This is a genomic window from Rhabdochromatium marinum, assembly GCF_016583795.1.
GTDB lineage: Bacteria > Pseudomonadota > Gammaproteobacteria > Chromatiales > Chromatiaceae > Rhabdochromatium > Rhabdochromatium marinum.
In genome coordinates, this window is sequence record NZ_NRRS01000110.1 from 1 (window position 1) to 8584 (window position 8584).

General features: G+C 67.4%; 7 protein-coding genes. 4 read left to right on the forward strand and 3 right to left on the reverse strand.

What is annotated here, in order from left to right:
- A partial coding sequence (locus CKO36_RS17935) for a MerR family DNA-binding transcriptional regulator (RefSeq protein ID WP_200286284.1) occupies nucleotides 1-258 on the reverse strand: 258 nt, incomplete at its 3' end.
- A 277-nt stretch (nucleotides 259-535) separates the two neighbouring features.
- On the opposite strand from CKO36_RS17935, the gene CKO36_RS17940 reads away from it, so the two are divergent.
- Nucleotides 536-1348 (forward strand): class I SAM-dependent methyltransferase, encoded by an 813-nt coding sequence (locus CKO36_RS17940; RefSeq protein ID WP_200286285.1) that lies wholly within the window; start codon nucleotides 536-538, stop codon nucleotides 1346-1348.
- Entirely contained in the window at nucleotides 1332-2183 is an 852-nt protein-coding gene (locus CKO36_RS17945) for a helix-turn-helix transcriptional regulator (RefSeq protein ID WP_200286286.1), read from the forward strand. The genes CKO36_RS17940 and CKO36_RS17945 overlap by 17 nt, the downstream gene beginning before the upstream one ends.
- Here the strand turns inward: CKO36_RS17945 and CKO36_RS17950 are convergent.
- Both CKO36_RS17950 and CKO36_RS17955 read right to left on the reverse strand, forming a co-directional pair.
- Complete coding sequence (locus CKO36_RS17950) at nucleotides 2141-5350, reverse strand: multidrug efflux RND transporter permease subunit (RefSeq protein ID WP_275957872.1); 3210 nt, start codon at nucleotides 5348-5350, stop codon at nucleotides 2141-2143. The two genes, CKO36_RS17945 and CKO36_RS17950, sit on opposite strands and share 43 nt — an antisense overlap.
- A gap of 16 nt (nucleotides 5351-5366) precedes the next feature.
- Complete coding sequence (locus CKO36_RS17955; protein ID WP_200286287.1) at nucleotides 5367-6521, reverse strand: efflux RND transporter periplasmic adaptor subunit; 1155 nt, start codon at nucleotides 6519-6521, stop codon at nucleotides 5367-5369.
- 163 nt (nucleotides 6522-6684) lie between these two features.
- Between CKO36_RS17955 and CKO36_RS17960 the strand changes: the two genes are divergently transcribed.
- Together CKO36_RS17960 and CKO36_RS17965 are read left to right on the forward strand one after the other, a co-directional pair.
- Nucleotides 6685-7419 carry a response regulator gene (locus tag CKO36_RS17960; protein ID WP_200286288.1) on the forward strand — a complete coding sequence of 245 codons (735 nt, stop codon included), beginning with the start codon at nucleotides 6685-6687 and terminating at the stop codon, nucleotides 7417-7419.
- A partial coding sequence (locus CKO36_RS17965) for an ATP-binding protein (RefSeq protein WP_242469722.1) occupies nucleotides 7416-8584 on the forward strand: 1169 nt, incomplete at its 3' end. The genes CKO36_RS17960 and CKO36_RS17965, both read left to right, overlap by 4 nt.

Here is an 8584-nt window from a genome sequence, read left to right on the forward strand (position 1 = left end):
AACAAACGCTTCCAGCACCCGGCGCTGGTTGGCCAGGTCTGGCTTCTGTGCGGCCGATGAGACTCGGCAATAGGCCACTATTCGCGCTGGACACTCGGGCGTCTGTCGCCATCCGATGAACGCTCGCAACTGGGCCTCGGTGTAAAGACGACGATTGCTGTCGGTACGCGCCACGGGAATGAGACGCCCCTCGCGCTCCCAACGCTGCAATGTCTTGACCGAAACACCCAGCCGCTTCGCCGCCTTGCCTGTACTCATGGTGCTTTTCATGAGACAATAATACACTATCGCGCATTTTTTATAAGACTAGAGTCTAGCTCCTTTTGGGTTTGGGTCTGCCGATCGCCGCAAGATTGGCGCTTCGGTGGCCAGACGTCCATGCTCTTCGTCAATGGAGCGGCCGATCGGGGTGACGATCCGTCTTGCCTGGTTCGCTCGTCATGGCCGCCGTTCCGCGCGCTGCAAGAGTATTCAAGACATAAGATGTCCGCATCGACTACCGTCTCTGTACTGCGAAACGGAAAGGGGTGGAACGATGGGCTACATTCACGGCTATTCGGCGCGCGAGGCCGAGCGTCTCTCGGATCAGGCGGCGATCCTGCGCCCCTTCCTGCACCGCAACCTCCGCTTCCCGGCCTGCAGCCGGGTGCTGGAGCCGGGGTGCGGCAGCGGTCGTCAGAGCATGGCCCTGCTGGAGGACAACCCCGGCATCCATCTGACCTGTCTGGACGTCGATGCCGCTCAGCTGGATCTGGCACGAGCGCGTCTCGCCGGATGGGAACGGAGCCTGCGCTTCGTCCATGGCGATCTGAGCCGGGATACCTTGACGGGCGAGGTTTTCGATCATGCCTTCGTCTGTTTCCTGCTGGAGCATCTGCAACAGCCCGAGACGGCGCTCGCGCGGCTGCGCGGCATGCTGAGTGTGGGCGGAACCCTGACCCTGATCGAGGGTGACCACGGCTCCTTCCGCTTTCAGCCGGAGACGCCAGCGTCGTGGGCCGTCTGGGAGGCCCTGATCGCCGAGCAGCGCCGGCTCGGGGGCGATCCCATGATCGGGCGGCGACTGCGGGGGCTCATGTCGGCGGCCGGATTCTCGGAGTTGAGCGTCGCTCCGATACTGATCCATGCCGATGGGGGCGATCCGGTGCTGCGCGAGGGCTTCATGCGGCGCATCATCGTTCCCATGGTCGAGGGCGTGCGGGCCAGGGTTCTGGCGGAAGGTTTCGACGCGCGGCTCTGGGAGCGCGGCATTGAGGATCTCCTGGCGGCGGACAGCGGCGATGGAAGCTGTTATTACCTCTTCTTCGAGGCGGTCGGCAGCAAGGGGGCGCATGGCGAGTCTGGCTGAATCCGAGTCTCGGGCGGGATCCCATACCCAGTGCTGGCGCATCCAGGACCGGGATGAGGTTCTGTGGGTGCGGCGGGCCGACGTTCGTCATCTGGCCTTTCCGCGTCATTTCCACGACGACTATACGGTCGGGCTGGTGGTGCGCGGTGCCAACCGCTTCGTCTACCGTCGCCGGAGCCTGGTCGCCCCGGCCGGCACCCTCTGTCTCGCCGATCCGGGCGAGATCCATACCGGCGAGGCCGACCTGGATGGCTGGACCTACTGGACGCTGCAGATCCCGGCCGGGATGCTGACGCGGTTGTGCGGCGACCTGGACGAGGGCCGCGAAGCGCCGCCGGATTTTCCCCTCGGCGTGATCGAGGATCCGCGGGCGGTCGCGCGGCTCGCCGCCTTCTTCCGGGTCTTTCGGGCGGCCGATCCCCTGGAGCGGGAGAGTCGGCTGCTCGCGGCCCTCGGCCATCTCATCCGAGTCCATGGCGCGGAGCCTGCGAGACACCGCTCTTATGCCGTCGAGCCCGGTCTGGCCCGGTCGGTGCGCGACTATCTCGCCGATCATCTGGCCGAGGCCGTGACCCTGCTCGATCTCGAACAGGCGACGGGTGCCGGACGCTATCGCCTGCTGCGGGCCTTCGCTCGCGCCTACGGTCTTCCGCCGCATGCCTGGCTGGTCCAGGCCCGTCTGGAACGGGCGCATGCGCTCATCGCCCACGGGGTCGGGATCGTCGAGGCGGCGACCGAGACCGGGTTCGCCGATCAGCCCCATCTGACCCGGCTCTTCAAGCGCGCCTATGGCTACACGCCGGGCCTCCTGGCGCGCTCGCCGCAGATCTCCTGAACCCGACAGCCATCAAGCGCGGAAGGCGACTTGGATGGCACGTTTGTACTGGGCCACGGCCTCGGCATCGCGCCCCAGGCGGCGATACGCTCCTGGGTGCCGATGACGAAGACGAAGAAGGCCGGCACGAAGAACACCGCCAGCAGGGTGCCGCTGAGCATGCCGCCGAACACCCCGGTGCCGATGGCATGCTGGGTTTCCGCGCTGGCGCCGCTGGCGAGCATCAGCGGCACCACGCCGAGAGTGAAGGCCAGCGAGGTCATCAGGATCGGCCGCAGACGCAGGCGCGCGGCGCTCGCCGCAGCGTCGATCAGCGTGCGCCCCTCGGCATGCAGCTGGCGGGCGAACTCGATGATCAGGATGGCGTTCTTCGCCGACAGGCCGATGATGGTGATCATTCCCACCTTGAAGAACAGGTCGTTCGGCATGCCGCGCAGCATCACCGCCGCCACCGCGCCGAGCAGACCCAGGGGCACCACCAGCATCACCGACAGCGGGATCGACCAGCTCTCGTACAGCGCCGCCAGCACCAGGAACACCACCAGCGCCGACAGCAGCATCAGCAGCGGTGCCTGTGCCGCCGACTGGCGCTCCTGCAGCGACTGTCCCGTCCAGGCCACGGCAAAGCCTTGCGGCAACTGCGCCACCAGGCGTTCCATCTCGGCCATCGCCACGCCGCTGGAAACGCCCGGCGCGGGGCCTCCGGCGAGTCGCACGGCCGGAAAGCCCTGGAAGCGCATCATCTGCTGCGGCGACTCGCTCCACACCGGCGTCACCACCTCGCGCAGCGGTAGCATGCCGCCGCTGGCATTGCGCACGCGCAGGCCGAGCACATCGTCCAGCTGCATGCGCGCCGGGGCGTCGGCCTGCAGGATGACCTGCTGCATGCGTCCGGCATTGGGGAAGTCGTTGACGTACAGCGAGCCCATGGCCGCCGACAGGGTGCTGCTCACGGCGGTGAAGGACAGACCCATGGCCTCGGCCTTCTGCCGGTCGATCTCCAGGCGAATGCTCTCGCCAGGCGGCAGACCATCCGGATAGACATCGCTGACCAGCTTGCTCTGCGCCGCCAGTTCCAGCAGTTGCGCCTGCGCGGCGAGCAGCGCGGCCTCGCCCCGGTTGGCCCGGTCCTGCAGGAACAGGCTGAAGCCGGAGGAGGTGCCCAGCTCGTCGATGGCCGGCGGCATCAGGCTCATCACCGTGCCCTCGACGTTGTCGGCCATGGCCTGCTGCGCCAGCGCCGCCTCTTCGGCGGCCGTGGCGCCATGACGCTGATCCCAGTCCTTGAGCATGGTGAAGGCGATGGCCGCGTTGGGGCCGGAGCCGGCGAAGCTGAAGCCCAGCACCACCATGTTCGCGTCCAGCCCCGGACGCGAGGCCACGTGCGCCTCGTAGGTCTTGACCACGTCCAGCGTGCGTTCGGTGGTGGCGCCGGTGGGCAACTGGATGGAGGTCATGAAGTAGCCCTGATCCTCCTCGGGCAGGAAGGACGACGGCAACTCCCGGGCAGCGATCACCAGCACCGCGCAGAGCACCGCGAACGCCGCCATCATGCGTCCGCTGCGCCCGACCAGTCGCGTCACCCGGTTGCCGTAGCGCGCCGTGAGGCGCTCGAAGGCGCGATTGAAGGCGCCGAAGAATCCGCGTTTGTGGTGGTGATCCGGGCCGATCGGGCGCAGCAGCGTGGCGCACAGCGCCGGGGTCAGGCTCAGGGCGAGCAGGGCTGAGAACAGGATCGACACCGCCATCGACAGGGTGAACTGCTGGTAGATCACCCCCACCGAGCCGCTGCCGAAGGCCATGGGGATGAACACGGCGGTGAGCACCAGGGTGATGCCGATCACCGCGCCGGTGATTTCCCGCATCGCCCGCGAAGTCGCCTCCCGTGGCGAGAGTCCCTGGGTGGCCATCAGCCGCTCGACGTTCTCCACCACCACGATGGCGTCGTCGACGATGATGCCGATGGCCAGCACCATACCGAACATGGTCAGGGAATTGATCGAGAAGCCGGCCACCAGCATCACCGCGAAGGTGCCGAGCAGCGCGATTGGCGCGACGATGGCCGGGATCAGGGTGTAGCGCAGGTTCTGCAGGAACAGGAACATCACCAGGAACACCAGCGCCATGGCCTCCAGCAGGGTGTAGATCACCTTCTCGATGGACACCTTGACGAAGGGCGCGGTATCGAACGGCACCGAGTAGGCCATGCCCGCCGGCAGGGTCGGCGCCAGCTCGGCCAGGCGCGCGCGCACGGCGGCGGCGGTGCGCACCGCGTTGGCGCCGGGCGAGAGCTGGATCGCGGCGCTGGTCGCCGCCACGCCGTTCTCACGGTTGGAAAAGGCGTAGGACTCTGCGCCCAGCTCGACCCGCGCCACATCACCAAGCACCACCTTCGCCCCATCGGCGTCGGCACGCAGGACGACGGCGGCGAACTCCGCCGGCGTGGTCAGTTGTCCCTGCACGGTCAGCGGCACGGTCAGGCGCTGGCCCGGCAGCGCCGGTTCGTCGCCGATCCGCCCGGGGGCGATCTGCGCGTTCTGCTGCTCGATCGCCTGGGCCAGTTCGTCCATCGTCAGGCCATAGGCGGTGAGCGCGTTCGGATCGACCCAGATGCGCATGGCCTGCTCGGCGCCGAACATTTGCACACGGCCCACGCCGTCGATGCGGCGCAGATCCTGGACGATATTGCGCGCGAAGTAGTCGTTCAGCGCGACCTCGTCGAACTGTCCGTTGGGCGAGGTCATGCCGACCATCATCAGGAAGCCGGAGGCGGCGGACTCCACCTGCAGGCCGTTCTGGCGAACCGCCCGGGGCAGCCGCGGCTCGACCGCCTTGATGCGGTTCTGAACGTCCACCTGGGCCATCTCGGCGTCGGTGCCCGGCTTGAAGGTGGCGGTGATCTGCGCGCTGCCCGAGGTGTCGACCGAGGATTCGAAGTACAGCAGGTTCTTCACCCCCGAGAGTTCGCGCTCGATCTGGCTCACCACCGAGTCGTCGAGGGTCTGTGGGGTGGCCCCCGGATAGGTGGCGTAAAGGCTCACCGTCGGCGGCGCCACCGAGGGGTAGCGGGCGATGGGCAACTGCGGGATGGCGATGACGCCGGCCAGCACGATGAACAGGGCGATCACCCAGGCGAACACCGGGCGGTCGATGAAAAACTGCGGCATGAGGGTTTCTCCGAACTCAGCGCGCGACGGCGCTGAGCTGTTCGCGGGCGGCAGCGGGCTGCCAGGGACGTGCGGCGACCTGTGCATCCGGGGTCAGACGCTCGATGCCTTCGATCACCACCTGCTGCCCAGCGCTGAGCCCGGACACGACGCGGTAGCGGCGCGCCACCAGCTCGCCGAGCTCGATGGCCACCGGCTGCGCCTGGCCGTGCGCATCCAGCACCCACACCCTGGCCTGGCCCGCCGTGCGGGTCACCGCCTGTTGGGGCACGCTCAGGGCATCGGCGTAATGCGCACGGTGAATCCGCGCCTGCACGTAGAGGCCGGGCAGCAGGCGACGCTGCGGGTTGTCGACCAGAACGCGCAGCAGCACATCGCCGGTACCGGCATCCACCTCGATGCCGGAGAACAGGATGCGCCCCTGCATGCCCATTGGCTTGCCGTCGCTGCCGAGGATCTCAACGGTCAGCTCCGGCCTGTCCGAGCGGACCTGCTGGCGCAGTGTCTCCAGCACCGAGGCGGACTGGCGCACATCGACGTACACCTGGTCGATCTGCTGGATCCTGGCCATGGGCGTGGCATCGGTCGGCGAGACCAGCGCGCCCTCGCTGACCAGTGCCTGGTCGATCCGCCCGGCGATCGGCGCCTCGACGCTGGCAAACTCCAGGTCCAGCCTGCGCCGTGCCAGCGTCGCCTTGGCCTGGGCCACGTCGGCGGCGGCCTGGTCGCGCAGCGCCACGGCATCGTCATACACCTGGCGGCTGACCGCCTCGGCCCGCATCAGCGGGGTGAGCCGATCGGCCTGCACGCGCGCCCGCGCCAAGACCGCCTCGGCGCGCTGCAAGGCCGCTGCGGCGCTGTCCACCTCGGCCTCGAACGGCGCCGGGTTGATCTGGAACAGCAGGTCACCGGCCTCGATCTCGGCGCCCTGCTCGAACAGGCGGCGCTGCACGATGCCGCCGATCTGCGCACGAATCTCGGCGCTGCGCACGGCCGCCACGCGACCGGGCAGATCCTCGCTGACCGACAGTTCGCTCGCCTCGAGTATCATCACCGACACCCGAACCGGCGCGGGCGCTTCTTCAGCCTGCTGTGCCGAATCGCAACCTGCCAGTACCAATACGGCAAGCCCCGCGAGCAGAATGCCCGGATGCCGTTGTTTGATGCACATCGCCTACTCACCTCGCTGAACGGATCTCCCGGACGCGCTGTTTTCGGTCGGGAGGACATCGAGGCCGCAGTCTGGCGCACGGCTGTTGCGAATGATTCGAGGCTTTGTGGAGAAAGCATGGAGGGCGCGATAAACTTCTGATCCATTGCCAGCGAGCCCGCCCATGACCGATCCCAACGTGCGCCTCAGCCCCGCCGCCTCGGCCTCGCCATTGGTACTGATCGCCGAGGACGAGGCCGAGATCGCCGACATCCTCATCGCCTACCTGCAGCGCAGTGGGCTGCGCACCCAGCACGCCACCGACGGCCGCCAGGCATTGGCCCTGCACCAGGCGCTCAAGCCGGATCTGGTCCTGCTCGACGTGCTGATGCCGCAACTCGACGGCTGGAAGGTACTCAGCGAAATCCGTTCGCGCAGCGACACGCCGGTGATCATGCTCACCGCGCTCGATCAGGACATCGACAAGCTGATGGGGCTGCGCCTGGGTGCCGACGACTACGTGGTCAAACCCTTCAACCCGGCCGAGGTGGTGGCGCGGGTGCAGGCGGTGCTGCGTCGCACGCGGGCGAGCGCGCCCGCCGCCCCGCAGGTGCTGCGCGTCGGCGCGTTCCAGATCGACCTCGACAGCCATGAAGCCAGCGTCCTTCGTCATGGCCAGCCGCAGACGCTGGAGCTGACGCTGACCGAGTTCAAACTGCTCGCCTGTCTGATGCGTGCGCCGAAACGGGCGTTCAGCCGCGCGGAGCTGCTGGTCGACTGCCTGCCCGAAGGCGATACCCAGGAGCGCACCGTCGACAGCCACATCAGCAAGCTGCGCAAGAAACTCGAGGCCCTGGACATCCAGGGCGTACCGAGCAGCGTCTGGGGCGTGGGCTATCGCTTCGGCGGCGATCCATGAAGCGCGCGCCGGGCCTGCGCCGTCAGATCATCCAGTCTCTGGCTGTGATGGCGCTGGGCATCATCCTGATCTCGGTATTCGGCTCCTACGTCTTCTATGCCATCGCCGTGACCTATCTGCCGGGCTCCATTTCCGAAACCTGGATGCCCTCGCGGGTCGAGATGGTCTGGATCGTCGGTACCATCGCCGCCGCGCTGGGCATGGCGGTGTTCGTCGCCATCCGCCTGTCGCGGCGGCTCATCAGGCCGCTCAACTCGGTGGCGCACAGCCTGCGCGAAGTGGCCCAGGGCAGGCTCGACGCCCGCGCGCGGATGGACGAACAGGCGATGGGCGAAACGGCGCAACTGGTGCGCGACTTCAACGCCATGGCCGAGCGCCTGCAGGGCATGACCCGCGAGCGCGAGTTCTGGAACGCCGCCATCGCCCATGAACTGCGCACGCCGGTCACCATTCTGCGCGGACGTCTGCAGGGTCTGGCGGAAGGCGTCTTCAGCCCCAGCAGCGAGATCTTCGAGGGTCTGCTGCGCCAGGTGGAAGGTCTGAGCCGACTGATCGAGGACCTGCGTGTACTCAGCCTCAACGATAGCGGTCATCTGGAGTTGCAGCGAGACAGGGTCAGGCTGGCCGAGGAGCTGGGTACCGTGATCCAGGCCTTCGCGACGGCGCTGTCCGCGCGGGGGTTCGTCTTGCAGCAGGAGCTCGATACCAGGCTGCAGCCGGACTGCGATCCGGTCCGTATGCGCCAGGCCCTGATGGCACTGCTGGAAAACGCGCTGCAGCATGCCGATCCGGGCATCCTGACCGTGCGCCTCGAGGCGTCGGAGGGACTGTGCTGCCTGAGCGTGGAAGACGAAGGCCCAGGTATCGCCATTGAGGCCGCAGCCGACGTATTCGAGGCATTTCGCCGAGGCGATCCGTCGCGCTCGCGCAAACATGGCGGCAGCGGCCTGGGTCTGGCCGTGGTCAAGGCCATTGCAGAGGCGCATGGCGGTCATGCGGTTTGCCGATCCTCCGCTCGCGGGGGGAGTCTGTTCCTTAGGGTGCTACCTTTCAATAATGTCCTTAGCAAGGCTGAGCACCGAACTGATCGATCTTGTCCCAGAATTGCGCCCAGCGTCCGGTCGACTGAACCAATGCACGTAAGCTCAAAACAATCTTGGCGCCC

Coding starts and splice junctions, on each gene's coding strand:
- CKO36_RS17955 (WP_200286287.1), bottom strand. CDS start 6,521: ATGTGCATCAAACAACGGCATCCGGGCATTCTGCTCGCGGGGCTTGCC.
- CKO36_RS17940 (WP_200286285.1), top strand. CDS start 536: ATGGGCTACATTCACGGCTATTCGGCGCGCGAGGCCGAGCGTCTCTCG.
- CKO36_RS17960 (WP_200286288.1), top strand. CDS start 6,685: ATGACCGATCCCAACGTGCGCCTCAGCCCCGCCGCCTCGGCCTCGCCA.
- CKO36_RS17950 (WP_275957872.1), bottom strand. CDS start 5,350: ATGCCGCAGTTTTTCATCGACCGCCCGGTGTTCGCCTGGGTGATCGCC.
- CKO36_RS17945 (WP_200286286.1), top strand. CDS start 1,332: ATGGCGAGTCTGGCTGAATCCGAGTCTCGGGCGGGATCCCATACCCAG.